This window comes from Shewanella sp. 10N.286.52.B9, from assembly GCF_002873635.1.
Lineage (GTDB): Bacteria > Pseudomonadota > Gammaproteobacteria > Enterobacterales > Shewanellaceae > Shewanella.
Genome location: NZ_MCTY01000157.1, coordinates 1 through 25,810, shown reverse-complemented (window position 1 = coordinate 25,810; position 25,810 = coordinate 1). Strand labels below are relative to the sequence as shown.

18 protein-coding genes and 1 pseudogene are annotated in these 25,810 nt (G+C 42.6%); 9 read left to right on the top strand and 10 right to left on the bottom strand.

Annotated elements, in window-relative coordinates:
• Nucleotides 1-28: 28 nt before the first annotated feature.
• On the bottom strand, nucleotides 29-2,218 hold the full coding sequence (locus BCU91_RS08380) for a TonB-dependent receptor (protein ID WP_102531277.1): 2,190 nt from the start codon (nucleotides 2,216-2,218) through the stop codon (nucleotides 29-31).
• A gap of 312 nt (nucleotides 2,219-2,530) precedes the next feature.
• On the opposite strand from BCU91_RS08380, the gene BCU91_RS08375 reads away from it, so the two are divergent.
• Both BCU91_RS08375 and BCU91_RS08370 read left to right on the top strand, forming a co-directional pair.
• A complete protein-coding gene (locus tag BCU91_RS08375; RefSeq protein ID WP_102475926.1) occupies nucleotides 2,531-3,229 on the top strand; it encodes a DUF3581 domain-containing protein in 699 nt (232 codons plus the stop codon).
• Between the two features lie 130 nt (nucleotides 3,230-3,359).
• Entirely contained in the window at nucleotides 3,360-3,746 is a 387-nt protein-coding gene (locus tag BCU91_RS08370; protein WP_076543163.1) for an RNA polymerase subunit sigma, read from the top strand.
• 83 nt (nucleotides 3,747-3,829) lie between these two features.
• Here the strand turns inward: BCU91_RS08370 and BCU91_RS08365 are convergent, their stop codons facing one another.
• Nucleotides 3,830-4,546 (bottom strand): MliC family protein, encoded by a 717-nt coding sequence (locus tag BCU91_RS08365; protein WP_102435734.1) that lies wholly within the window; start codon nucleotides 4,544-4,546, stop codon nucleotides 3,830-3,832.
• Nucleotides 4,547-4,658: 112 nt separating this feature from the next.
• Nucleotides 4,659-4,844 (bottom strand): cytoplasmic protein, encoded by a 186-nt coding sequence (locus BCU91_RS08360; RefSeq protein ID WP_076543161.1) that lies wholly within the window; start codon nucleotides 4,842-4,844, stop codon nucleotides 4,659-4,661.
• Nucleotides 4,845-5,119: 275 nt separating this feature from the next.
• Between BCU91_RS08360 and BCU91_RS08355 the strand changes: the two genes are divergently transcribed.
• Together BCU91_RS08355 and chrA are read left to right on the top strand one after the other, a co-directional pair.
• On the top strand, nucleotides 5,120-5,557 hold the full coding sequence (locus tag BCU91_RS08355; RefSeq protein WP_241901103.1) for a MarR family transcriptional regulator: 438 nt from the start codon (nucleotides 5,120-5,122) through the stop codon (nucleotides 5,555-5,557).
• 241 nt (nucleotides 5,558-5,798) lie between these two features.
• Nucleotides 5,799-6,950 carry a chromate efflux transporter gene (gene chrA / locus BCU91_RS08350; protein WP_102531276.1) on the top strand — a complete coding sequence of 384 codons (1,152 nt, stop codon included), beginning with the start codon at nucleotides 5,799-5,801 and terminating at the stop codon, nucleotides 6,948-6,950.
• A gap of 102 nt (nucleotides 6,951-7,052) precedes the next feature.
• Here the strand turns inward: chrA and fdhF are convergent, their stop codons facing one another.
• Both fdhF and BCU91_RS08340 read right to left on the bottom strand, forming a co-directional pair.
• Nucleotides 7,053-11,285: a formate dehydrogenase subunit alpha gene (gene fdhF, locus BCU91_RS08345; RefSeq protein WP_102531275.1), complete on the bottom strand. Its 4,233-nt coding sequence runs from the start codon at nucleotides 11,283-11,285 to the stop codon at nucleotides 7,053-7,055.
• A 435-nt stretch (nucleotides 11,286-11,720) separates the two neighbouring features.
• A complete protein-coding gene (locus BCU91_RS08340) occupies nucleotides 11,721-11,912 on the bottom strand; it encodes a hypothetical protein (RefSeq protein ID WP_102435742.1) in 192 nt (63 codons plus the stop codon).
• Here BCU91_RS08340 and prfB point away from each other — a divergent pair.
• Both prfB and lysS read left to right on the top strand, forming a co-directional pair.
• A protein-coding gene (prfB, locus tag BCU91_RS08335; protein ID WP_198589352.1) for a peptide chain release factor 2 occupies nucleotides 11,911-13,009 on the top strand; the annotation gives its coding sequence in 2 pieces (ribosomal slippage) (nucleotides 11,911-11,985 and nucleotides 11,987-13,009; 1,098 coding nt in all). The two genes, BCU91_RS08340 and prfB, sit on opposite strands and share 2 nt — an antisense overlap.
• A gap of 12 nt (nucleotides 13,010-13,021) precedes the next feature.
• A complete protein-coding gene (gene lysS, locus BCU91_RS08330; RefSeq protein ID WP_102435746.1) occupies nucleotides 13,022-14,524 on the top strand; it encodes a lysine--tRNA ligase in 1,503 nt (500 codons plus the stop codon).
• 837 nt (nucleotides 14,525-15,361) lie between these two features.
• Here the strand turns inward: lysS and BCU91_RS08325 are convergent.
• The 3 genes and pseudogenes from BCU91_RS08325 to BCU91_RS08315 all read right to left on the bottom strand — a co-directional run bounded on the left by BCU91_RS08325 (nucleotide 15,362) and on the right by BCU91_RS08315 (nucleotide 18,071).
• Entirely contained in the window at nucleotides 15,362-15,835 is a 474-nt protein-coding gene (locus tag BCU91_RS08325) for a hypothetical protein (protein WP_102531274.1), read from the bottom strand.
• Nucleotides 15,825-16,784 (bottom strand): hypothetical protein, encoded by a 960-nt coding sequence (locus tag BCU91_RS08320; RefSeq protein ID WP_206747621.1) that lies wholly within the window; start codon nucleotides 16,782-16,784, stop codon nucleotides 15,825-15,827. Before BCU91_RS08320 ends, BCU91_RS08325 begins: the two co-directional genes overlap by 11 nt.
• Before the next feature lie 225 nt (nucleotides 16,785-17,009).
• Nucleotides 17,010-18,071, bottom strand: a pseudogene (locus BCU91_RS08315) (PQQ-dependent sugar dehydrogenase).
• Nucleotides 18,072-18,417: 346 nt separating this feature from the next.
• Between BCU91_RS08315 and pyrC the strand changes: the two are divergent.
• The 3 genes from pyrC to BCU91_RS08300 all read left to right on the top strand — a co-directional run bounded on the left by pyrC (nucleotide 18,418) and on the right by BCU91_RS08300 (nucleotide 21,872).
• A complete protein-coding gene (pyrC, locus tag BCU91_RS08310; protein ID WP_102531272.1) occupies nucleotides 18,418-19,455 on the top strand; it encodes a dihydroorotase in 1,038 nt (345 codons plus the stop codon).
• A gap of 266 nt (nucleotides 19,456-19,721) precedes the next feature.
• Nucleotides 19,722-20,165, top strand: coding sequence for a hypothetical protein (locus BCU91_RS08305; RefSeq protein WP_102531271.1), 444 nt, complete (start codon nucleotides 19,722-19,724; stop codon nucleotides 20,163-20,165).
• A gap of 201 nt (nucleotides 20,166-20,366) precedes the next feature.
• Complete coding sequence (locus tag BCU91_RS08300; protein ID WP_102531270.1) at nucleotides 20,367-21,872, top strand: OmpA family protein; 1,506 nt, start codon at nucleotides 20,367-20,369, stop codon at nucleotides 21,870-21,872.
• 351 nt (nucleotides 21,873-22,223) lie between these two features.
• Here BCU91_RS08300 and BCU91_RS08295 read toward each other — a convergent pair whose 3' ends face one another.
• On the bottom strand, nucleotides 22,224-23,699 hold the full coding sequence (locus tag BCU91_RS08295; protein ID WP_102531269.1) for an OmpA family protein: 1,476 nt from the start codon (nucleotides 23,697-23,699) through the stop codon (nucleotides 22,224-22,226).
• 52 nt (nucleotides 23,700-23,751) lie between these two features.
• Nucleotides 23,752-25,605: a hypothetical protein gene (locus tag BCU91_RS08290; protein WP_102531268.1), complete on the bottom strand. Its 1,854-nt coding sequence runs from the start codon at nucleotides 25,603-25,605 to the stop codon at nucleotides 23,752-23,754.
• Nucleotides 25,606-25,810: the final 205 nt, after the last annotated feature.

Below are 25,810 nucleotides of genomic sequence, written 5' to 3'. Positions count from 1 at the left end.
AAGCTTAGCTAAATCTTAACCTAAGCGATTAAAACTTATAGTGATAACCGAGTGTTGCCGTTTGCGGCTTACCAGCAAAGATAGAACCATGAATGCGGGTGGTCATATAGGTTTCATCCAATAAGTTATCAACGGTTAAGTAGACTTCAGATGCATCATTAATGAAGTAACGAGCCGATAAATCCACAACGGTTTTATTGGCAATTAATTCTTCTGCAGGGATACCACCTTGATCGGCGACGGTGCGCATATCAGAGGTATAACGACCTGCAATAGTGACTTGCCATGCTTGTGCTTGAACGCCTGCAGATAAGAACAGTTGGTTATCAGGTAAATAAGGCAGTTCATCACCTTTTTCAACGTCGCCCCATGACTCAAAGTCAGAGATGAATGCGTTTTGGAATTCAGCATTGCTGAAGGTGTAAGCCATTTTGACTGGGAAGCTAATGTCATTGGTTTGATTAAACTCATAACCTAAGCTCAGTTCTACGCCGCTCACTTCAACTTCACCAGCATTGTATTGATTACCGATATTGTCATCATCACAACCTTGAGCCGCGGTGCAGTTACCATGCATATTGCTGTAATCACTGTAAAAGGCGATAGCTTCAGAGTTTAATGCACCAGTGTTGTAACGAACACCTGCTTCATAGTTCCAGCTTTTTTCTTCTTTACCGTCATCATTACCGGGGGCGCTAGGGGCAAAACCTTGCTGAATGCCTGCGAGCACAATTAAGTTATCGGTTATTTGGTAAGTTGCTGCAACTGAAGGTAAAACCACATCAAAGCTGTTGCTGATATCTTTATCTGGTGCGCCTTCACGGCCGACGTTAGTTTTACCCCAATCACGACGCTGGGTGGTGACATCTTCATAACGTAGACCGGCAGTAATGGCTAAATCACCGAAGGTCATCTTATCTTGAACATAAAAAGCAAACGCTTCAGCACTATCAATACGGTTTGAATCAGAACCAGGAGTGCCGCTATTAGTCAGTGACATTACTTGGCTAGCCCCTAACTCATAGGTATCAACCCACTGGAAGCGATCCATTTCATCTTCATGGTAACGAGCGCCAATGGCTAAGTCATGGTCGCCCACTAGCCAATTTAGCTCAGTTTGAATACCTTGGGATAGGTAGTCACGGTTATTGGCTTTCACTTCAACATCAATCGCAGCTGCTGAAGCAGGATCGCGATCAAAATCAGCCGCAGCTTCAATACCACCACTACTTAAACTTTGACCCGCCACTTTATTGGTTTTATACCAGTTGCGGTGGAAGTTGTTGTAATAAGCCGTGGTCGCAAGTGATACAGTCGAGCTAAAGTCGATGATATGGTTTAACTGAATTTGCTTGTGATCAGTGCTCATTTCATCTTTTTGAGAGGCAGAGTAACGCATATAAGGTGAAGCGTTATAATCATCTTCAGTTAAGCCCATGTAAGTTTCGTTAGACACTTCATCTGAGTACTTTAATTTTAATTCAAGGCGTTGCTGATACTTTGCATCGTCGCTACTATCAATACTGATTTTCGCTAAGGCATCGTTTTTCACAAAACCAGTATCACCACCAACACCATTAATGTCGCGAAAGCCATCAGCTTGATAACGGTAAATTTCTGCTACCGCGCCAACGCGTTCGCCTTGACCGCCTGCATGGGCATGTACTTTAGCAAAGCCGTCTTGTCCTGCGGCCACATCAATACCGCCAGCCAGTTCTTCCACTGGGATTTGACGAGAAAGCATATTGATAATACCACCAGTGGTGCGAGGGCCGTATTTAAGGGTCGAGCCGCCTTTCATGATCTCAACGGTTTGCATTCTACCAGAGGTTGGAAAGTAGTAAGCCGCAGGAGAAGCATAAGGCGCAGGCGCCGCTAATACTCCGTCTTCCATAATGGTGATTTTTTCAGAACGATTTTGACCCGTGCCACGCATACCAATATTTGGACGTAAGCCATAACCATCTTCTTCTTGCAGATACACCCCAGGCACAGACGCTAGGGTGCGCATAATGTCGGTGTATTTGAAGTTTTCAATTTCAGCGTCACCGATAACATGAGCACTACCGGGAACATTATTAACCGGATTGGCACTGCCAAAAATTGAGATTTGCTCCATGGTGGCATTGGTTGCAGGATCTGTATCGGCAGCAGATGCTGAAAAAGCGCTGAATAGGGCAGTGGCTAAAAGACTAATTCGAAGGCTGTGTTGAGTCATGTAAATCTCCAAAGGCGAATTGCAAATATAATGAAAATGGTAATTGTTATCATTTGTATCCGTATTGTGATGGAGTTTACTTAATTAATTACTAAAATCAACATTTGAGTTAATAATGTTAACTCAAATGTTGGAGTTGGATTAGTATGATGTGGTTCGCTTCACAAATAGTGAGGTAAGAGCATAGTGCTGCAGTCGTGACAGCGATTAAGTCATCGGCTGAGTTTATGTGAATTTTTGCTGTAAACTCGATTCACAATAAACCCAACTCAATAAGAGATGGATATCTTTAACGAATAAGAATGGATGTATATGTTTTTGTCACCTTATTACGCTAAGCAAGACCAAAGTGTGTTTATTTCTGCTTTGCAAGCGAGCAATTTCGCCAAGCACGTCGCTGAAGACTTTAATCCTATTCATAATGTTGGCGCTAAACGCTTCTGTGTTCCTGGTGACTTACTGTTTGCTTTAGTGCTCACAGAGTTCGGCTTGAGCAAAAAAATGAAGTTTAAGTTTGCTGGCATGGTCGGTGATGGCGTTGAGTTAATTCTGGATCAGCAAGCCGGTGAACAATTTAGTATTTGTGACAACAAAGGCAAAGAATACCTGCATATCGAACGTGAAGGGGCGCTTTGTCAATGTGATGTACAAAAAGCGGCATTCATCAAAAGTTATGTGGCGTTTTCTGGGCTTAATTTTATTCATGTACTAGTGCCGATGATGAAACAGTACGGCATGATGATTAACCCAGCCAGACCTTTGGTTATTTATGAAAGTATGTCTTTTCAATTAGATACTTTCGATTTCACTGATATGAACCTTGAATTGGTTGAGCAGGATATGCAAATCAATGGCAAACGCGGTGATGTGACCTTGCAGTTTGCCTTAAAAAGCGCAGGTAAAGTCATAGGCTCAGGTATCAAAACCCTAGTGTTAAGCGGTTTACGCGAATACGATGAGCTGCAAGCGCAGCAAATGTGTCATAGCTATGAAAGCAGTAAATTAGCTTAACTTCTGAAAGTTAAGTTTTAGTTAGCCAGTAGTAAATTAGCATTATTCCATTTTAAAAATGCGATATTCCGTTTTTACATTATGCTTTAGGTAGGATACGTCCATAAGTTGATTATCGCTTGAGGTTTATATGAAAAAATTATTACTGGTTTCGCTTTCTTTTTTAGCATTTTCAGCTAGCGCGAATATTATTTATGATAAAACGGGCGTGAATGAAAAAGATTTTGTTTTCGATCAATATCAATGCCAAGAAATGTCACAGCAAGTTCATAAAAATACTGAATCTCGTGGTGCCATTAGTAGTGGCCTTAAAGGTGCGGCAGTAGGCGCAGCGGGCAGTGCCATTGCTGGTGGTAGTGGTTCACATGGTGCTAAAACCGGCGCCGGTATTGGTGTTGCTGTAGGCTTGCTAGGTGGCGCGAAAGATAGAAGAGCCAATGAAGCCAATTACGAAGCAGAGAAAGAAACAGTAGTGCGTAACTGCATGGCAAATCGCGGCTACAGCATTTTAAACTAATCTAAACCGCTAGCGCTTAGTACTTAGCGTTAGTAAACAATAAACCATGCTTTTTAGCATGGTTTTTTTATTGGACTTTTACCCTATTTTACTCGGCAATCTATATCCGCTTGCCCAAATTGGCTTAGCACGGCTTGTTGCTGGTGAGTCCAGAAACTAACATTCTGCCCTTGGTATTTCGCCCCAGATGCACTTAGCGTCAGTAATGTTAATAGCGGATTTTGCTGCGCTACCGTGACAGCTCTTGAATCTGCAATTGGATCAGCAGTTGGAGCTAAGCTTAGGTTCAATATTGCTGCAGGTATCGCAGTTTGGTTATAAAAATAAACCCTAATACTCATCAGATTGTTGTTCGATGGGGGATCACATTGATATTGTACCGCCTTAGGTACGTCAAATACCGCAGCGGCGATCTGTAATTCGGTTAGCCGTGAAGTATAGGCGTAAATCACGCACTGTTTAATATCGTCAGCCTTCCAACACTCATTACGGCCTTTTATCCAGCCTCGCTGAAAAGCTTTAAGTTGCGCTAATGCATCTACATCTAAATCAGCATCTGCGCCTAGCTGGGAAATTGACTTTTTGAACACTTGATTGAGCTGTATATCAAGCTGTGCCAATTGACTATCTTGGCAAATAAGCTGCTCCACTTCGCCACTTGCTTGCTGGCAATCAAAAGCAGGCGCTAACTTATCAGCTTCAGTGGCTTGAGTATTAGCTAATACCTCATGATCACTCAGTGCAATGGCCTGAGTGCTCGCGCAGTAACTCAGCAATAACAGTAATGCTCTTATAGCCATGATAGATAATCCTATTTTTAAAGGTGCTTAAAAATAAATCATAACCTATCTGGCTAATTTAGCTTAATCGAGCATGAGCTTAATCCAACAGCTCAACTCAGCAGTAACAGCTTTAGGCTTTGATATTAATGTTATGGCCTGAGTTACCAACCGGTGGTGGCAGCGCGGCTTCAATTAATTGAAGGGCCATTTCACCTTCAATTTTTTGCTGATCTTTTGCAATTACAGCAACTTTGAGGCTACTACCTGAATCGATATTGGTCGGCATTGATGATGGAGCATTGATGGAAAGTGCCATAATATTATTACTCTAATTAGCGAAACCTAAATGGGTTAATGATTTATCGGCCAAAATAAGGAAAGGTAGATAATATTTTTGTATTAATCTGTATCAGCGCAGTAATGGCTAATGGTCTATCAGTATATTGTATTGTGCGCAATTTAAGTGTGATAAACTGATAATCGCTTTGGCTATGCAGTAGTTGTGATTAAGCTGCACATCAAATACTGAGCGCCATAGATATTAGAATTTTGCGAGAAAGTAAGCCTGTGACTAGGATTTAAGGAATGATTATGAGTGAAAAGTTTGATGCATTGGCATTAGAAAACCAAGTATGTTTTGCGCTTTATAGTGCCACCAATGCGGTCGTGCGCGCTTATCGGCCACTACTTGATGAGCTATCACTAACCTATCCGCAATATTTAGTGATGATGGTGCTGTGGAAAGAGCCCGGGATTAGCGTTAAAACCTTAGGTGAAAAATTACATTTGGACTCAGGCACCTTAACACCGTTACTAAAAAGACTGGAAACAAAGCAACTGGTTATCCGAGATCGCAGTAAAGAAGACGAGCGGGTTAGGGTATTACAGTTAACGCCCCAAGGACTGGCTTTAAAACGGCAAGCGAGCCAAATTCCACAATTGATGCGCTGTAAAGTCGGTGGCAGCGCAGATGAATTACAGCAATTAAAGTTACTCAGCGAGAAAGTGTTAGCGCAATTACAAGCCTAACTAGACTCAATGAGCTATCGAGCCTATTGTCATCAAACTGTGCGGTCAGAAAAAGTACGCTGTCATAAAAACGACACCAAAGCGTCATATAATTAATCTAGTGACGGGGTTGATAGCAAGCTGGTATTAATGATCTCGTATCAAACTCTTATTATTTAAAACTAATTATTTAAACCTCATTATTTAAACTTAAGCCAGTGATGCTATCGCCAGCTTATCTCTAAACGGAATTGGACAGCTTATGTGGCAAATATTTACCCGTTTTTTAGCCTTAGGTTTAGTCAGTTTTGGCGGCCCCGCAGCGCATATTGGTTATTTTAGGCAGACCTTTGTTAGCGAGCTTAATTGGCTCGATGAAAAACGCTATGGCAGCTTTGTGGCGTTAAGTCAGTTTATGCCAGGGCCGGGTTCGAGTCAGGTTGGCTTTGCCATTGGTTATCATCGCAGCGGCTTAGCAGGCGCAATAGCCGCATTTTTGGGTTTCACCTTACCGTCTTTTATGTTGCTGTTCTTACTTGCGGTAACCAGTGCCAAGTGGCTTGAAGCCGATGCCGTAGTCGGCATGATCCATGGCTTAAAATTGCTGGCAGTAGTGGTAGTGGCTGATGCGACATTGGGAATGTTTAGCCAATTTTGTCAGCGCAAAACCGCCCGGGTTATTATGTTGCTTACCGCAGCTTGCTTGATGTTACTCCCCTCAATGCTGACCCAAATTATCGTATTATTGCTGGCGGCGATAATGGGCGTGGTATTGCTCACCAAAGGCGAAAATATTACCCCAGAAAATAGCCCTATTAAGCTTAACTATGGCTGGCTAGCGTTATTTATCGTTGGCATAGTGTCGACGTTTTACTTTATTAATCAAACTGGCACCCTAGGCCAAGTATTTGCACAATTTTATCAGGTGGGCAGCTTAGTGTTTGGCGGCGGCCATGTAGTGCTACCACTGCTGGAAGCCAATGTCGGTGAGCTGGTAAGCCCAGATCGATTTCTAACAGGTTATGCACTAGCGCAGGCGATTCCTGGGCCTATGTTCACCTTGGCGACCTTTTTAGGGGCCGATTTATGGTTAGAGCAACCCATTTTAGGCGCGATTGTGGCGACCATTGCCATTTTTGTACCGGGATTTTTACTGATGCTGGTGGGGCTAAAAAGCTGGCATGCTATCAGTGAGCGACCGGTTATATCAGGGGCGATTGCTGGAGTGAATGCCGCTGTGGTGGGGTTACTGTTTGCCGCACTTTATTCGCCAGTGTTTACCTCAGCGGTGCTATTACCTATTGATATGGCATTGGTGTTATTAGGCTTTGGCGTGCTGAAAATCTTTAAGCCCAACATTGTTTTGTTAGTAGCAGGGTTTGCCGCGACAGGGGCTTTGTTAGCCGTGCTTTAACTAAATACGATATCGCGATAAAAAAAGGCAAGCTTGGTGATATACCTAAGCTTGCCTTTTTTATCAGTTTTTACGTCAGTTTTACTTCAGTTAAGCGTGAAATTACACCGCTGTGGCTAACTCCGCTTTAACGGCGCAGACTTTAAACTCAGGTATTTTGGCCACCGGATCGACGGCGTTATTGGTTAACTTATTCGCCGCCGCTTCAGCAAAGTGGAACGGTAAGAATAAAACGCCCGCTTGCGCTCGCTTAGTGACAAAGGCGGCAATTTCAATTTCGCCGCGGCGTGAACTCAGTTTTAAATTATCGCCATTACTCACCCCAAGACGCTCAGCATCAAACACCGACATCATCACTCTTGGGGTACCTAAAGTATCTAAACCGCTGGTTTTTCGGCTTAAGGTACCGGTGTGAAACTGCTCTAATAAGCGACCTGTAGACAATACCAATGGATACTCATCACAGGTAGATTCGGCTGGGGCGCGATAGCTCACGGCGGTGAATATACCTTTGCCTTTAATGGGCTGCTCATGATGCAGCACGGGCGTTCCCGTATGTTGCTCATCACGGCAAGGCCACTGCAGCCCTTTACTTGGCGTGCCATGTTTATCAGCACTTAAACGATCCCAAGTGATCCCTTGATATTGCGGGGTCACTTGATTGATCTCGTTAGTGATCGCTTGCTCGTTAGCGTAGTGCCAGTTAGCGCCCAGTTTATTGGCAATATCTTGAATGATTTGCCAGTCAGCGCGGGCTTGTCCCGGCGGGGTTAATACTGCTTCTAGGCGCTGCACTCGGCGCTCTGTATTGGTAAAGTGGCCCTGTTTTTCAGCAAATGATGCCGCAGGTAGCACCACATCTGCATACTTGGCGGTTTCAGTTAAGAAGATATCTTGCACCACTAAAAACGGCAGCTTCTCCAAAGCTTCAAGCACATGGGCTTGATCTGGGTCGCTCAGCACAGGGTTTTCGCCCATAACGTATAAGGCTTTAACTTTATCTTCGGTAATGGCATGCATCACTTCAGTGGCCGTTAAGCCCTCGGTGGCTGACAGCGGCGTTTGCCACTGCTGCTCAAATTTCTCACGCACCACTGGGTTATCAACCCGCTGATAGCCAGTGTAGTAATTTGGCAGCGCGCCCATATCACACGCACCTTGGACATTACTTTGGCCACGCAGTGGATTAATGCCTGCACCCACTTTACCTAAATTGCCACAGAGCATTTGCAGGTTAGCGATAGCAGTGACATTGTCATGGCCTGAGGTGTGCTGGGTTATGCCCATAGCGTAGTAGACTGCGGTTTTCTCCGCTGTGCCAATATAACGCGCCATTTGGGCAATATCCTCAGCGCTAACCCCACAAATCTTGGTGGCATTTTGCAACTGATATTCAGGCTTAAGCACTTCTTGCATCACTGCATCAAAGCCTTGGGTATGGGCGTTGATATAGTCTTTGTCATGCCAATCATGACGAATGATCTCAGCCATAATCGCATTGAGCAGCACCACATCAGAGCCGGGCTTTTGCGCTACGTATAAACAGGCATCATCAGCAATGGAGACACGTTTTGGGTCGGCAACGATCAAGCGGGCGCCATGGGAGCGAATCGCTTGTTTAATTCTTGAGGCAATTATCGGGTGCGCATTGCAGGTATCTGAGCCTAAGATAAAGATTAAGTCAGACTCTTTGATCCCCGGAATATCATTGGTCATTGCGCCGCTACCCAAACTTAGTTGCAGGGCTGACACAGTACTGGCATGACACAAACGGGCACAATGGTCGATATTATTGGTGCCTAATACGCTGCGAACAAACTTTTGAATGAGGTAGTTATCTTCATTGGTGGCTTTGGCTGAGGCTAAAGTGGCAATGGCATCAGCGCCTGCTTCAGCTTTAACCTTGGCAAAATTATCGGCGATGGTATCTAGCGCTTCATCCCAACTGCAGGGGATCAGCTCGCCCATTTTACGAATAAGCGGCGTGGTTAAGCGTTGCTCGCTTTGAATAAAGTCAAACCCAAAACGGCCCTTAACGCACAACATGCCATCGTTAACATTAGAGTGTTTACTGCCTTCAACATGGCAAATTTTGCCTGTGGTCGGTGACACGCTGACTTCGATACGACAACCCACACCACAGTATGTACAAATGGTCGAGGTGGTCGTTAACTGCTCTTCATCGCCTTGGCGTTTATCACGGGCATCAACCAGCGCGCCAGTTGGGCACACTTGCACGCAGTTACCACATTGCACACAATCACTGTCGGCCATGCTGGCACTAAAGCCAACCCGAGGTGCTTGGCGCTCATCGGTTAATTGATTCGGTAATGCTTGGAAGCTGTCTTTAGTGAACTTAATGGCATTGTGACCACTTTGCTGACCACAAATATCGACGCATTTGCCGCAGCTAATACAGCGGTTGGCATCAAACTGAATAAACGGGCTGGTTTTATCCACCGCAAATTGGCGCGCATTGGTGCTGTCTAATTGCTCCGCTTGCACATGATACTCAGTGGCATAATCACGTAATTTACAATCGGTATTGGCCTGACAAGCACACTCTAAACAGCGGGCGGCTTCTTGCATTGCTTCATCGGGCGCATAGCCTAACTCCACTTCATTGAAATTTAGCTGACGCTCAATGGCGCTAAGCTCAGCCATTTTGTAGCGAGGTTTTGCTGCAATGCTGGGGTATAACTCGGCTGATAATTCAGCGGTTTTAGGCGCTTTCGTTGCATTAAATGGTTTTGGGGTTAAGTCGCAATTGAGCCCCTCGTGTAGCAATTTATTAATGGCTACAGCGGCTTTACGGCCATCACCAATGGCCGCTACTGCTGTCGCTGGGCCGCGGCGAGAGTCACCAATTACAAACAGTTTATCAACCCCTGCAGACATAGTGTGCTCACAGCCGATAAAAGTATTCCAGCGAGTTAGCGCCAGTTCACCTGTGGTGAGGTGACTGGCTGGATCTTCCATAAAGCTCATATCTGGGGTTTGCGACACCGCAGCAATGACAGTATCAAAGGCTTCAATAAAGCTTTCGCCAGTGGCTTTTGGTGAGCGCCGCCCTGATGCATCAGGTTCGCCCAAGGCCATTTTCGCCAGTTCAATGGCGCTGACTTGGCCGTCTTCATTAGCGATATTGTTAAGCGGATTAGTTAAAAAGTGAAACTTAACCCCTTCAACTTCAGCTTCATGAATTTCATAAGGCTCAGCTGGCATATCAGCACGGGTACGGCGATAAATTAAGGTGACATCATGGCCTGCGCGCACGGCGGTGCGGGCGCAATCAATGGCAGTATTACCGCCGCCAATCACCGCGACTTTATGACCGATTTGATAGCTTTGCTCGGTGCAGTAATCTCGTAAGTAATCGACCCCTAAGTAACAGCCTGTTAGATCACTGCCCGGGTAGTTCATCGCCACTGCTTTTTGGGCGCCAATGGCTAAACACACAGCATCGTAATCATCGGTAAGTTGTTTTAGATGAACATCTTCACCAAGGCGAGTATTAGTGACAATGTCTAGGCCATTTTGGCTAAGTAAATCAATTTCTTTATCAAGAATATCTTTAGGTAAGCGATACTCAGGAATGCCATAGCGCAGCCAGCCACCCGCTTTGGGCATAGACTCAAAAATGCGCACCTGATGGCCTTGGTTTGATAAAAAGTAACCGGCGCTTAAACCAGCAGGGCCACTACCAATAATGGCGACTTTTTTACCAGTAGCTGGCAGCTTTTCAATTTGATAGCTGTGCTCATCGGCAAGGTCTAAATCGGCGGCGTGGCGCTTTAATTGTCTAATAGCCACTGGCTCATCAACCAAGCCTCGGCGACATTCGGCTTCACAAAAGGCCGGGCAAACACGGCCAATAGACAGCGGCAAAGGTAAGGTTTGCTTAATGACTTTTACCGCTTCGGTGTGATTACCTTGGGCGATATGAAACAGGTAACTTTGAATATCCACCCCTGCAGGGCAGGCTTGCTGACAGGGCGCTTCACAGTCAGCAAAGTGATCAGACAAAATAGTGGTTAACGCTGCTTGGCGTAACTTGCTTAACTCAGCGGTTTGAGTGGTAATGTGCATGTCACTGGCAACAGGGGTTTCACAGGCTTTTACTTTGCGGCAGCTGCCATCGTGATTTTTGATATCAACCACACAAAGATTACAGGCTTGTTTGCCATGACTGTGTTTACCATCGCTGTGCTGGGTATTGCCGTTTGCAGGATCGCATAAGCTAGGAATGTTTATCCCGCCATCGCGAGCGGCTTGAAGAATATTTTTATCAGCACTGACAGTTAACGCAATGCCATCTATTTTGAGAGTAATCATCACTAGGCCTTGTAGGGGTTATTACAGGCTAAATTTTCGCCCTTTATTAGCTCTACAAAATATACCTATTTTTAGATGAACAGAATCAAGCTGAGTAAGTGGAATAAGCTTTTGTAACCGCCATCACGCTTGGGTGTGGTTTTGTGACTTAATCTGTTTTGCTCTAGCTTTAAGTGGGATTAGGTCGCAAATTTGGGGTTAAATTGATCTTGGTGCTATTGGTAGTTGATCGCTGCCATATTCGAGTGCTGATAAAAGTTTAAAGCTAAGGGGAGTAACGTGCAGATTTGAAAGAGATTGTTGTAGATGTGCTGAATAAAAGGCCCGATTATGTCGCAGGTTAACGTTTTTTTAGCAATTAATTCTAAGCCGGTTACATTACCAGTCAGCGGCTTGATGAACCATTTTTAGCTATAGTAATGCCATGGTTTTGGGCTATTTGCTGACATTTTTAGCCAATAACACAGCTTGTGGTTCAGCTTGCTGATGGGCGGTTTTTTCCTGGTTATCAACAATTCCACTAATGTTTGTTAATAATCGCCTCTGAGCGCTAGGTTTAGTCGCAGTCATGGGGTAAAATGCGCGGTTAATTGTATTGTTTACCGCTAAATTAAGTAGAAAATTCATGTTTGAAGTAAATCCAGTTAAATTCAAAATCAAGGAACTCGCTGACCGCACCGAACTTCTTCGGGGGTATCTTTGACTACGCTGCCAAAAGTGAGCGTTTAGAAGAAGTCAGTAGAGAGCTCGAAAGTGCGGAAGTTTGGAATGATCCAGATAATGCCCAAGCCCTAGGTAAAGAGCGCAGCGCCCTAGAAGCCGTCGTGAAAACGATCGACGATATGGATAGCGGCCTTGAAGATATTGAAGGACTGGTTGAACTTGCCATCGAAGAAGATGATGAAGAAACCTTTAACGATGCCAGCACAGAATTAGATGATCTTGAGAAACGTTTGGAAGAACTTGAATTCCGCCGTATGTTCTCGGGCCCACATGATGCTGCAGACTGCTACTTAGACATTCAATCAGGTTCTGGTGGTACCGAGGCACAAGATTGGGCCAATATGGTACTGCGTATGTATTTACGTTGGGGTGAAGCCCACGATTACAAACCTGAACTAATGGAAGTCACCGACGGCGATGTCGCTGGTATTAAAGGCGCAACCATCAAGTTTAATGGTGAATATGCCTTTGGTTCGCTGCGTACAGAAACCGGTGTTCACCGTTTAGTGCGTAAGTCACCGTTTGATTCGTCAGGTAAGCGTCATACTTCTTTCTGTTCGGTATTCGTTTACCCAGAAATTGACGATTCAATTGAGATTGATATCAATCCATCTGATTTACGTATTGATACCTACCGCGCCTCAGGTGCAGGTGGTCAGCACGTCAACAAAACCGAATCAGCAATACGTATTACCCATTTACCCACTAATACTGTGGTGCAGTGTCAAAATGACCGTTCGCAACATAAGAACCGTGACGCTGCAATGAAACAATTAAAAGCGAAACTGTACGAGTTAGAAATGCTCAAACAGAACGCTGATAAGCAAGCCGCGGAAGATGCCAAATCAGATATTGGTTGGGGCAGCCAAATCCGTTCATACGTGCTTGATGATGCCCGTATTAAAGATTTACGTACCGGTGTTGAAAACCGAAATACCCAAAGCGTCTTAGATGGCGACTTGGACAAGTTTATTGAAGCTAGCCTTAAATCTGGCCTTTAACGAGAGAAGAAGATGACTGAACAAACCCAAGACGAAAACAAGTTAATTGCAGAACGTCGCGCGAAACTAGATCACATCCGCGAAAACTGCCCTGCAAATGGTCACCCAAATAACTTCGATCGCAAACACAAAGCTGCCGATATTCAAGCTGAATATGGTCACTTCACTAAAGAAGAGCTTGAAGGCATGGACGTTAACCGTTCAATTGCTGGGCGTATTATGGCTAAACGTGGCCCATTCTTGGTAATCCAAGATGTATCTGGTCGCATTCAAGCCTACGCGGGTAAAGATGTTCAAAAAGATCTTAAAGCCACATTCCAAGGTTTAGACATTGGTGACATCATCGGTGTGACCGGTAAGTTACACCTTTCTGGTAAAGGCGATTTATATGTGAACATGGAGCAGTACCAATTGCTCACTAAAGCATTGCGTCCACTGCCTGAAAAGTTCCACGGTTTATCAGACCAAGAAACGCGTTACCGTCAACGTTACGTTGACTTAATCGTTAACGAAGAGTCACGTAATGCATTTATTATGCGTTCTAAAGTGGTTTCAGCTATCCGTAACTTCATGATCAAAAAAGAGTTCATGGAAGTTGAAACCCCAATGATGCACAGCATTCCTGGTGGCGCTAGCGCGCGTCCTTTTGAAACGCACCACAATGCACTTGATATGGCGATGTACTTGCGTATCGCACCAGAGCTATACCTTAAGCGTCTAGTGGTTGGTGGTTTTGAGCGAGTATTTGAAGTTAACCGTAACTTCCGTAACGAAGGCTTATCGCCTCGTCATAACCCAGAATTCACTATGATGGAATTCTATATGGCGTACGCTGATTACAAAGATCTAATGGATCTTACTGAAGAAATGCTAAGTTCGATCGCTACTGAGCTTTGTGGTTCTACCAAGCTACCATACGGTGAGCATACTGTTGATTTTGGTGGCCCATATGCACGTTTAAGCATGTTAGACGCTATCAAAAAATACAACCCTGACAACGCAACCATTCAGTCTATGACTTACGAAGAAGTTAAAGACGTTGAGTTCATGCGTGACTTGGCTAAGAGCCTTGGCATGACAATCGAGAAGTTCTGGACTTGTGGTCAACTACTTGAAGAAATCTTTGGTGAAACCGCTGAGCCTCAGTTAATGCAACCTACGTTCATTACTGGTTACCCAGCTGACATTTCACCACTTGCACGTCGTAACGACGACAACCATTTCATCACCGACCGTTTCGAGTTCTTCATTGGCGGCCGTGAAGTGGCTAACGGTTTCTCTGAGCTTAACGATGCACAAGATCAAGACAATCGCTTTAAAGCACAAGTTGATGCTAAAGATGCCGGTGACGATGAAGCGATGTTCTACGATGCCGATTATATTCGCGCACTAGAGCACGGTTTACCACCAACTGCAGGTCAAGGTATTGGTATCGATCGTTTAGTGATGTTATTCACTAACACACACACTATTCGTGACGTGATCTTGTTCCCAGCGATGCGCCCACAAGGGTAATTGTTGGTTAAGCCGTTGGCTTAACAATCACGATTTAAAAACCAGCCTACTTGAAAAAGTGGCTGGTTTTTTTGTGGGTGACTTTGCTAGGTTTTATCAATAAAAGTCATTTTATTAGGTTAGTTAATAAGTAGATCAAAGTCGTGGCGCTTCGCCCACACCCGACGAAAGGGAAACAACAGCATTTCCCTTCTCGACATCCCTTGCCGCTCCGACGAAGTGTTGACCCTCATGCTATAGAGCGAATTTGCTATCGCCTCAGATTCGCCATCCATGGCTCAATCTGAGGCTATGTCGGCGTCCTGCCTCCATCACGCAAATTAGCTCAACGCATTCGGACACTTCCAACGGAGATTATTGTGCCTGCAGGTTCGTTTGGCTTAACTAGGTTAAAATTAGAAACAATATAGCTTTTGGTGCTTTTGGTGTTTTTGCTCTTATCTGAATGTTCAATTTGAATTGAGGTAAGCAAAAAAATTACGTGAGTCCAGACATGGATGTCTGGCTAGCTTTCGAGGGGAAGGGACGCCCCATCGAATGCGTTAGTGATTTTTGAAGATTACCGAAGCAGCCTACAAACGAAGTTAAAAGCTGGATGATTCTCCGTTGGAAATTTTGCTGTTTAAATTTCGCCGGAGCGGCGAGGGTGATGCAAGAGGGAGTTGCCGTTCACTCCCTTTTGGTCTGGTGTGGGCGAAGCACCACGACGTTGATTCAACAAATGAAGTTTGGAAATGTGATTGCTACCCTTTGGCAAATTAAGGCTCAATCCATGACATTAATTCAAACGAAGTTTGAAAATACCAACAAGCCGCCCATTATTGGAAGCTTCAGGAATCAGCTAACCCTTTTTTCCATTTGTAACCTAAACGCTTCAGGGTCTTTGTGTAATGCTTCAAAGTAAGCGAGGTATGCTTTGTATTTGGTGGTATTTATCAGCCAATATGCAGTAGTGGGCAGAGCAATAAAGCTTAGATAAAACCACTTAAGCTCATGATCAAAAAATAATAAGCCAAATAAAAAGCATGCCAAGATAATGTATATAATTGCCTTATTAGCTTTAGCTGCTTTCGGGTATCCCCGTGTAATTATGATATTAGTAAAGGTAATACTCAGGCTTAAAATGACCTCAATGGGTATAAGAATCCCCCAAAGTTTTTCTGGAGTAAAGTCTCCGAACAAGTATTCAAGTGAAAAAACAAATATAGCTGCTGCAATACCAGCTCCAATCATCATTAACATGATGACTGTAATTCCTACAGCAAAAATCCACAGGGAAAAATCATGCTCTTCAAAAAAGTTACCGTTCATCGGGACCTAGCTCCTCATATATTCCGATAGCTAAATTCTTTATTGATCCATTTAGAGAACTTCCCGTAAAACTCAAACTTGCTCCAATTGCATCTTTAAGGTTAAGTGAAACTGCATTGATTAAAGCCTGACTACTATAACGTTTAGTTAATTGACCGGAGTTTGTCAGTGACTTCATTACTTGAGCACTAATACCGGGTTGGTTTAACCGCTGAATTTCCATTGTTAAACGCTTTCTTTCAGGCCTGCTTAATCCTTTTAAAATTTCCGTTAAAGATTTAGGCGTCGTGAGTTTGAGTGTTTTTACCATTTTTATTGTGGTAGCACCTGCGGCGGCTGCACCGCCGAGTGAGATAATATCCAATGCAGTATTTGCTGAGTTATACCATTGTTGACCGTCTAACCAATTTAAATTATCAGGTGAATTTATTTCCATGGCAGATCTAGCTACCCCATTTAGACATTGGAGTCCAGAAGCTGTAGCTGCAGCATAACCAAGATAGGTCACCGCAGAACTTGTTCCACCTGTAATTGGAATTGCAGCAGTAGAACCAATGATAACAACCCAGCTTAATACAGCTGCTCCACAACTTAACCCTGTATTAAGTAACTCCCCTGAAAGCTTACTTTCTCTATGTGAATTTTTCAGTTGACTTGCATAATCAGCAGCAGAATAATCTTTGGGTGGCTCACGTAAAATTAATCGGATAGGGTATTTACGGCAAATTGGAACGAAAGGGCGTAATGTCACAATAGTAAATTCATTGTCTATAAACACCACTGCTGCCCCTGTTGTATTCGGGTCAGCATCAAGTGCTTTAAATATCTTGTTGGTATCTAGAGATAACTGCAGACGTGTTTTTAGGTTTTGTTCTTTTTGCTCGTATAAAGGTGAGCGAAATAAAGCATTAGTCATCATCATTCCTTTGATTATTTCCGAACCATCCATTGGTTAGAGACAGATAATATACGCGTGTATTGTTAGGATGTGTAGAGGTAACATACATATTATTGCTGTTAACTGGGTTTATCTAACTGCATCAGAAGGGCTGTCAATGGAAACTAAACCACCGACGGGCTGATACTCTTGCACAATAGGTAAGCTAACTAGCAATGGCCTTTGCTGTAATTGCCATTAGTTTAATATGTTTTATTCGCTATTTATGGATACACGTTATTCACCAGAATAACTAATCCGATAAACCGCATTAGCGGCATCATCAGAAACCAGTAGCGAACCATCTGCCATGGTGAGCACCGCGACAGGTCTGCCCCAACTTTGTTCACCCTGCAGCCAGCCGGTGGCAAACGGTTAGTAATCACTTACTTTATTGCCGTCTAACGTCACTTGCATTATGCGATAGCCGACCTTGCTGCTACGATTCCATGAACCATGCTGGGCAATGAAAATACGGCCTTTATATTCAGCAGGAAACTGCTCGCCTTGGTAAAACTCCATGCCTAACGCTGCCACATGGGCGCCGAGGTTTAACACGGGTGGGGTATTTAACTTGGCTAATTCGTTATTAGAAAATTCAGGATCGGCGATGTCAGCGTTATGCACATAAGGGAAACCAAAGTGCTGGCCAATTTCAGTGACATGATTAAGCTCGTCATCCGGTAAATCATCGCCCATCATGTCGCGGCCATTATCGGTAAACCATAACTCACCGGTTTCAGGGTGAAAGTCAAAACCGACACTGTTACGCACACCTTTGGCGACGATAGTGGTTTGTTTAGTCTCTACATCGAGCTTTAAAATCGATGCAAAAGGCAGTTCGCTTTCGCAGACATTACAGGGCGCACCCACTGGGATATATAATTTGCCATCTGGGCCAAATTTGATGAACTTCCAGCCGTGATGCGCTTTATTGGGCAACTTATCGTAAACCAGCTCAGGTTTTGGCACATCAGGTAAGTGTTTTTCGATATCACTATAGCGCCAGATTTTATCCACTTCAGCCACATACAAACTGCCATCATGAAAAGCGATGCCTGATGGCATAAATAAGTCCTTGGCTAATACAATTTGTTTGTCAGCTTTCATGTCATTATTGCTATCAATTAGCGCATAGAGGTTGCCCGCGCGGCGGCTACCGACAAACAAGGTGCCGTTATCGCCTAACGCCATTTGACGGGCGTTTTCGACATTATCGGCATACACCTCGATAGTAAAATTGGGTGGTAGCTTAATCTTTTCTATCGGCAGCGCATTTACGCTAAGGGATACCAGCATCGCTGATGATATGGCCGCAGTGTGTTTTAGCTGCTGCCCTAAGAATAGGGGAATGGATTTGATCACAAACATGTCCTTGTTAGTTTTTTATTGATTATGCCGTGGCGACTAATGCTGAGTGGTTATCATACTTGCTAATGCACTTGAGTTGAAACGACAGCTTAACCTCAGTTGGATGTGCTGCTTGTTGGGGCTATTTCCCCGTTTTGCGCGGCAATTTATCATTGTAATTGCCGCTATATTTTTTGCTGTAGCAAAGTCAGCGTTTAAGTTTAGCACCTATCAAAAAAAGCCCTTTTCAGGCACAATAGCGCCAAATTATTGCTATTGATATTAAGGGCTCACAATGACGCAACTGACAATTACTACGCCGGACGATTGGCACTTACATTTCCGTGATGGAGATATGCTAGCTGAAACCGTACCTGCCACTGCGCGTTTATTCCAACGTGCGATTGTGATGCCTAACCTAGTACCGCCTGTTACCGATGCAGCTATGGTGTCAGCTTACCGTGAGCGCATTTTAGCTGCGCGCCCGCAAGGTAGCTCGTTCGAGCCATTAATGACGCTATTTTTGACCAACAATACCACTGCGCAAGACATCATTGATGCCAAAACGGCAGGCGTTGTTGCAGCAAAATTATACCCAGCAGGAGCCACCACTAACTCTGATGCTGCAGTTAAAGCATTAGATGCATTATTTCCAATCTTTGAAGTGATGGCAGAGCAAGGCATGTTATTGCTGGTGCATGGTGAAGTGACTGAATCGCACATTGATATTTTTGATCGCGAAAAAGAGTTTATCGATCGCTATATGGCGCGCATTGTTGAAGCCATGCCAACGCTTAAAATCGTGTTTGAACATATCACCACTAAAGATGCTGCTGAGTTTGTGGCATCAGCGCCAAGCAATATTGCAGCAACGATTACCCCGCAGCATTTATTGTTAAACCGTAATGACTTATTGGTTGGCGGCGTACGTCCACATAACTTTTGCTTACCGGTGCTGAAGCGCAATATTCATCAGCAAGCATTGCAAGCGGCTGTGGCAACGGGTTCAAGTAAGTTCTTTTTAGGCACAGATTCAGCGCCCCATGAAAAACACCGTAAAGAGTCAGCCTGTGGCTGTGCGGGTTGTTACAGCGCATGGTCTGCATTAGAGCTTTACGCCCAAGTATTTGATGACTTAGGTGCGTTAGATAAGTTAGAAGGCTTTGCCAGCTTACATGGTGCAGACTTTTATGGCCTGCCGCGCAATACAGGTACAGTGACTTTAGTTAAAGAAGAGTGGGTTGTTCCTGAGCAAATCATCTTGCCAAATCAGAACCCAATCGTGCCTTTCTTTGCCGGTGAAACGGTTAACTGGAAAGTGAAAACAGCTTAATGCTTTTTTTCTTGTCCAATAAAAAAACCAGCAGAGATGCTGGTTTTTTTGTGTCTGCATTAAATTGTGACTATTAAATTATGTCGGAGTGAAGTAGTTATAAAAGGTGTTATTGTTGTTTTTTAACAATAGTTTACACTCTTTTTGATAATTGCTAAGGCACTAAATATAAGGAGAATATGCGGTTAACATTGTGATTTTAATAGTAACTGCAGCACCAGATGTCGTAGCAAAAATATTAATTAAAAATAGAGAAACTTATTCCAATGAAAATACCATTTAACTTCAAATCCTCTTTAGTGTTTGTCTCACTATTTTTTTTCGCTCAAAGTATAGCGGCTGAAAAACCGCCATGGGATTATGACAATAATATATATCTAGAGCTGTTACAAAACAGTGATGATGAGATGCTACTTAATAAAAGCACCCAATTCGATGTATGTGGAACGATGGCTCGAAATACTGATCAAATGGCTGTAGGGGTTCAAATAAATAAAGAAAGACCTGAATTTATCCGAAATATCATCCTTGATTTTCATCCCATGGATAATGGTGATTTTAGAGATGTGATTAATCAAAAGATAATGGATATGGCGTTTGAAATGGCAGATTTAGCTGACGGTGATAAAAGCAGTGATGATTCTGTTGTGGCCCATGCTGCCTGGGATTGGTGCATCGCCCAAGAACCTGAACATTTTGCTGTGTATTAATAAGTATCTTAATTGTTTATATAGAGGGATTATATTCAGTGATTAAGGTGTCTTATTGCTGACTTTGCATCTTGAAGTATCATGGATATATATAGCATCACAATTCTCCTTTAAATTGTAAATAAAGCTTAAAGTAAACACTAAATAATAAATATAATCATCGAGATACACTCGATTTTATTTAACCACAAGGATGTAATAATGTTTTCAACGATTTTAAGAGGGATAATCTTTTTTATCAGCTCTTTGGCTATTTTGGGTGCCCAACAAGCCTATGCTTCTAAAGAAGATCACCCTGCAGTGTCACGATTTGAAGGCGCAACGATCAAGAATACTGGGGTTATTCATTACCAAAAAATATTAGTCCCCGTCAATGTAGTGCCTGGCACCGAAGATACTGAGTTGATTGAAGTCATTGGCAAGATAACCGCTCATGGCTATAGGCTGGAAGGAAATAAATCACCCCTTGAAGTTGGCCTAAACTATAAGCAAGTGATCGAAAAGTTAGGCGCTGAATTATTGATTGATTGTGTTGATAAACTCTGCGGTTATCAACCATTGGATTTTTATTGGCAGAGTTGGGCTAATTACAATAGTTTAATTGCAGATGATAATGATGATGAGACTCGATTTTTAGTGGCTAAGCGAGCCACTGATAAAGGTGATATTTATTATCAATGGATTATTACTAATGTCTACGACGGGATAATCGGTATTGAGCAGACAATCATTGAGCCTGAAGCATTACTGTTAGACCAAGTGACAGTCAACAGCAATATAACAATTTCAGCAGTTCAAACTCCTTTACGTGCGGAGAAAGAGGATATTGATGGCAGTCAAGACCATCCTGTAATAAGCCGTTATCAAGGGGCTTATATTACTGACTATCGACAACGTGAATTTGAAAAAGTGTTTATCCCAACAGGGGTGGCAGTTAACCAAGTTGCCCCAGTTATTACCGTTGAAGGCAAAGGCACAACCATCGGTTATAACTTAAGTAATAGCCAGTCAACACTGCAGATTTATCAAAACTATTTATCGGCGCTAAAAGCGGCTGACTTTGAAATTTTATACACCTGCAACTTGGCAGCTTGTGGTAATGCGTTACTTGATGACTTATATAGCTCAGAGGCTAATCAATACCGTTTTAATCCTGTAGAAACAAATAATGATTCTGATAGTGACTTTAGGTTTATTAGCGCCAAGTTAGCCACTTCGAGTAATCCCATCTTCTTATTGGTGGCTATAGAAGGTGCGCTAACCAGTAATGGTATTAATAAAATTGTCGTCGATATTGTTGAAAAAAGTGAGATGAATACGGCTAAAGTGACCATAGATCCAGAGTATTTGAATGACGAAATCACACAAAAAGGTCGAGTGGTATTACATGGGCTTAATTTTGACTTTAATCAGGCGAAGTTGCTGGCTTCATCTAAAGCCTCACTAACGGCCATTACCCAGTATTTAGCACAACACCCACAGCAACGTTTCTATGTGGTTGGTCATACCGATAATGTGGGTAGTTACGAGATTAATACTCAATTATCCAAAGCGCGAGCTCAAACCGTTATCGAAGAATTAATCAAGTTGAAGGTCGACAAATCAAGGCTTACTCCGATTGGTATAGGCCCTGTATCACCGAAAATAGCCAACAGCAGTGACGCTAATAAAGCTGAAAATAGACGAGTTGAGCTAGTGCTTCAATAAATGAGGCGATAAAGTTTGTTTGCGTATTAAATAAAAAACCAGCAGAGATGCTGGTTTTTTGTGTCTGTAATCCTGCGATTTAATATATACCCATGATACTTCAAAATGCAAAGTCAGCAAGGCAAATAGTGCCAAGATGCTAGGCATAAAATTGAAGTATAGTTTTCTACATCGATATTTTATAACAACGCAGATTGGTGCTATTTGACTTGCCCTACGGGGCGCAAGCTCGAAAACCACTGCTACGTTGTAAGCTTTGAAAAGTGAATAACAATTACCTCAGCTTACGCCTTGCATTGTTATCCGAGCTTGTGCCTGACAAAGCATCTTGAGGTAACATGGGTATAGAGCTTATTTACTATCTGATCTCAGCACCAGCTCGACTCGGCGATTTTGTGTTTTACCAGCATCATTCATATTGCTAGCAACAGGCGCATATTCACCAAGCCCTGCTGATTCAACTTGCGAAGGCTTAATATTAAAGTTGTTTATTAATGTATTCCTAACCGCTTTGGCGCGTTTTTCTGACAGCGCTTTATTATAACTTTGCCCGCCTTGATCGTCAGTGTGGCCAACAACATAGAAACCTTGTTTAGGGTGATTTGTAAGATACTCTGCAACCACTTTTACAACCTCCATTGCCTCTGGCATCAGCTTGTCACTGTCGAATTCAAACAATAGGCCATCAAGCGCAACATGGCCTGTTTGCGCTATTTTGTCTGTTAGGCCATCTAAATCAATGGTTAAGCGTTCAGTGTTTAATGTATTTTCTTCAATGATCCGTAATTCGCTCGAAAGGCCCTTAATAAAACCAATTACGTACGTCATCACATACACATTGCCTGTTGGTTTTTTTAGTGAATAGAGGCGATAGAATTGGCTTTCTGTGGTGCCGTTTGTGGCGAGTGCATTGAAGTGTCTTTGGAACTTGCTATCGGTTCCACATTCTTTTGCAATACAGCTAAAAGTCTCGATAAACCCTAGCTTGTTAAGTGCAGCTTGATAGTTTGCATCCACTTCGTATTCTGAATAGCTACGAGGTAATCGATAAGCAATATCGGTAATTTTCCCTTCAATGACTTCTGTGGTGAATTTCTTTCCGACTTTTTTAGAAGCGACAGTGGTTTGGCCAAATTGAAAGGTTTTATAGTCTTGAATGTAAGCCCCAGGAATTCGAGTGAGCATAGGATGATCACTTGCGCCTCTTTCATCCTTGCTACTGTTATCCTTTACGGTAATTTCGCTCACTTCAGCTTTTAGATAGTCTTTATCAATAGCAATTATATCTAAGGGCTCATCAATAACTTCAATGATATCTAATTGAATATTAGTGGCTTTTTTCCTGTCACTGATGTATATCGATACGTACACATCACGGCTTTCAAGTGTTATTTTTGTGGTGGTTAAGGCAGGGTTACGACCACCGACATTGTCAATTGGCTTAATAAAGTTCTTAAGTTTCGACTCTTTGCCACAGGCGTTATTAATGCAGCTAAAAATGATCTCACCACCTAAGCCCTTAATTTGTTCAAGATAATTATTGTGTAAATTATGAGATGTAAATTTCGGGTCTAAGCGATAATTAATTCGTGTCAATCTGCCTTCTACTGGTAAAGCGTTAATCGACTTCACCGTTTGATTAATCAACGAATAAGGACTGTAGTTACGGACTAAACTTTCCGTTTTTTTTACCTCTTCAGGTGGATTAAATAGTGGCGCTTTAATTTTTGCTAATAAAGGATTGGAGACAGATAGCATGACCACAAAAAGTGTCATAGGGAAGGTTTTTACAGCTAATTTTGTGACTTGAGAAGAAAGGAAAATCATGTTTATCGTCCATTGAAATAACGCCCACTTCATGCGGGCGTTTGTTAAAGGATTATGGTTGTGTGCTCATTAATCCTAAAAGATGTTGATATAAAGCGTCGGTAAATTCATATGTTTCCTCATCATAGGTGACGATTAACGGAGCATTTAAAGACTCTTCAGAAGTCGCTGGATAAAAACTCACTTCAATAGCAAGCTGCTCCTCAGCGGTGTTTTCTAATAGATAATATGTACTTTCCATAATAGCCGGAGCGCCAACTACAAGTGGTACTTTAACGACTTCAATCATATCTTTATCATTTGGACTAGTGATTATTTTCCATTGATAAGATGCAGTTAATTCACCTTGATAATCTTTAGTCGTAAAGGTTTTATTTTCATTATCTATATCTGTTAAATCAGGGTATTCAGAGCTGAAAAAAGCCATCACGATATCGGTAGTACTGATATCGTCTGTAGAACTGTATTCAGGCATAGCAAAACTTTGATCATTTCCGTCAGTGCGGCGACAAATAACATCTTCAGTTTGTTCCATCTTTACTCTGTATAAAGTTTCTGGCCACGTCAGCTGATTTAGTGTCAATGCACTGGCTGTTGTGTCTAAAACATTGTCCCACTCATTATCAGCGGTAAAATACTTACTAAAGTGGAAGTTAATTGGTGTAGTCGTTCCTGAGTAATGGAGAACATATTGATTGCCGTCGGCATAAGGAGTCGGTCGTTCATACCCTTCAGGTATTTCATCAGGCTCAAGCCAAGTGTTAACTTCATTATTCCAACATTTAGTGGTTATTTCATTACCTGAATCGGATGAAAAGGAAAACTCAAAGCCTGAAACTTGATCATTCATTACAAACCCAGCAAGTCTTTTATCAAGGCTTTTATTGAGCAAACTGAAACTTGAAAAATCAACATTAGATTGAAGCGAGAATGTATGTTTAAAACCTGATTCGTTCAGTAGATTGTCTAGCACAATATCCCAATCCACTTGGCCCATAATGCGCTTATCAATAGGAGTGTCAGTATAACCTAGGTATATAGCGGCATTACTAATAATAATTCTTGCAGCAAGAGGATCTAACGCAATGAATTCTTCTAAAGTTAAGTTGCTCTCTTGAAGCATTAATTGAAGGTCGGAATAACTAATTCCTAAAATATTTTCTAGTGCTAATAACTCTGGCACTTGTCCTGCAATCACTTCGTCCAAGTAACGATGAAACGCATCAGCAGCTAAAAAATCATCAGACTGAGAATTAGCTACTGTCACCTGATATGGGTTTAATGCATCTTGTTTATATACCGCAGCAAGTAAAACACTGAGCTCACTCATTAGGGAGTTGATTTTACTTTCTGCTAAGCCTAAATCAGTCATTTCTAACATTCTAGAGAATTGAATATTAGTTAATGAATTAATGGCCCCGCTGTGTTCAGGCAAAGCGATTAATTGACCTTGGCCATCTGGAGAAATAACACGATTGATATTTTGAACTTCAATAGCATTCTTAAAATTCAGTTTAATCGCTTGTGCTGGGTTATTACTATTTGGAGCGGCTATCCAATCTGCTAATAGATAGTATTCTGGGCTTTCCTCTTCACTTGTCCAATCGACTTGGTAATTACCATCGACATCCGTTGTTGTGATGGGTTCATTACTATCACATGTTCGATTCAAATTTAAATCTACACAGATGTCTGCACCAGCTAATGCACCTTGAAATACTGCCAAACCAGTCACTTGGTGGTCGTATTCTGTAACTTCAGGAGGTGTGGTGGTATCTGGTGGCGTTGAAGTATCAGGAGGAGTCACTTCAGGTGTAGTGGGTTCAGGGCTATCAGAATCTGATGAACCACAACCCAATAATAATGAAGCAGTAACTAAAACAGAAATAATACTTTTTGAATGCATTTTGTGTCCTTACAAAGCATTGAGGTTAACTGAGTGGGCATTTAAACATAATTATCCATAAATAAACTAGCCTAAATAAAGATAAAAGTATCACTGTAAAATTTTAATAGATTCAACGTGAAACGACCTAATTATAAAGGATGTATCACTTTATAAAATACATCCTTAATGATAATTGTTTTTATTGAGACTGTAACTAATTTTG

Excerpts from the sequence above, each read along its gene's own strand:
- BCU91_RS08320 (WP_206747621.1), bottom strand. The coding sequence starts at position 16,784 with ATGGATGGTTCGGAAATAATCAAAGGAATGATGATGACTAATGCTTTA.
- lysS (WP_102435746.1), top strand. The coding sequence starts at position 13,022 with ATGACTGAACAAACCCAAGACGAAAACAAGTTAATTGCAGAACGTCGC.
- BCU91_RS08365 (WP_102435734.1), bottom strand. The coding sequence starts at position 4,546 with ATGGCTATAAGAGCATTACTGTTATTGCTGAGTTACTGCGCGAGCACT.
- BCU91_RS08305 (WP_102531271.1), top strand. The coding sequence starts at position 19,722 with ATGAAAATACCATTTAACTTCAAATCCTCTTTAGTGTTTGTCTCACTA.
- BCU91_RS08290 (WP_102531268.1), bottom strand. The coding sequence starts at position 25,605 with ATGCATTCAAAAAGTATTATTTCTGTTTTAGTTACTGCTTCATTATTA.
- BCU91_RS08295 (WP_102531269.1), bottom strand. The coding sequence starts at position 23,699 with ATGATTTTCCTTTCTTCTCAAGTCACAAAATTAGCTGTAAAAACCTTC.
- BCU91_RS08360 (WP_076543161.1), bottom strand. The coding sequence starts at position 4,844 with ATGGCACTTTCCATCAATGCTCCATCATCAATGCCGACCAATATCGAT.
- BCU91_RS08380 (WP_102531277.1), bottom strand. The coding sequence starts at position 2,218 with ATGACTCAACACAGCCTTCGAATTAGTCTTTTAGCCACTGCCCTATTC.
- chrA (WP_102531276.1), top strand. The coding sequence starts at position 5,799 with ATGTGGCAAATATTTACCCGTTTTTTAGCCTTAGGTTTAGTCAGTTTT.
- BCU91_RS08300 (WP_102531270.1), top strand. The coding sequence starts at position 20,367 with ATGTTTTCAACGATTTTAAGAGGGATAATCTTTTTTATCAGCTCTTTG.
- fdhF (WP_102531275.1), bottom strand. The coding sequence starts at position 11,285 with ATGATTACTCTCAAAATAGATGGCATTGCGTTAACTGTCAGTGCTGAT.
- BCU91_RS08370 (WP_076543163.1), top strand. The coding sequence starts at position 3,360 with ATGAAAAAATTATTACTGGTTTCGCTTTCTTTTTTAGCATTTTCAGCT.
- BCU91_RS08340 (WP_102435742.1), bottom strand. The coding sequence starts at position 11,912 with ATGAATTTTCTACTTAATTTAGCGGTAAACAATACAATTAACCGCGCA.
- BCU91_RS08375 (WP_102475926.1), top strand. The coding sequence starts at position 2,531 with ATGTTTTTGTCACCTTATTACGCTAAGCAAGACCAAAGTGTGTTTATT.
- BCU91_RS08355 (WP_241901103.1), top strand. The coding sequence starts at position 5,120 with ATGAGTGAAAAGTTTGATGCATTGGCATTAGAAAACCAAGTATGTTTT.
- BCU91_RS08325 (WP_102531274.1), bottom strand. The coding sequence starts at position 15,835 with ATGAACGGTAACTTTTTTGAAGAGCATGATTTTTCCCTGTGGATTTTT.
- pyrC (WP_102531272.1), top strand. The coding sequence starts at position 18,418 with ATGACGCAACTGACAATTACTACGCCGGACGATTGGCACTTACATTTC.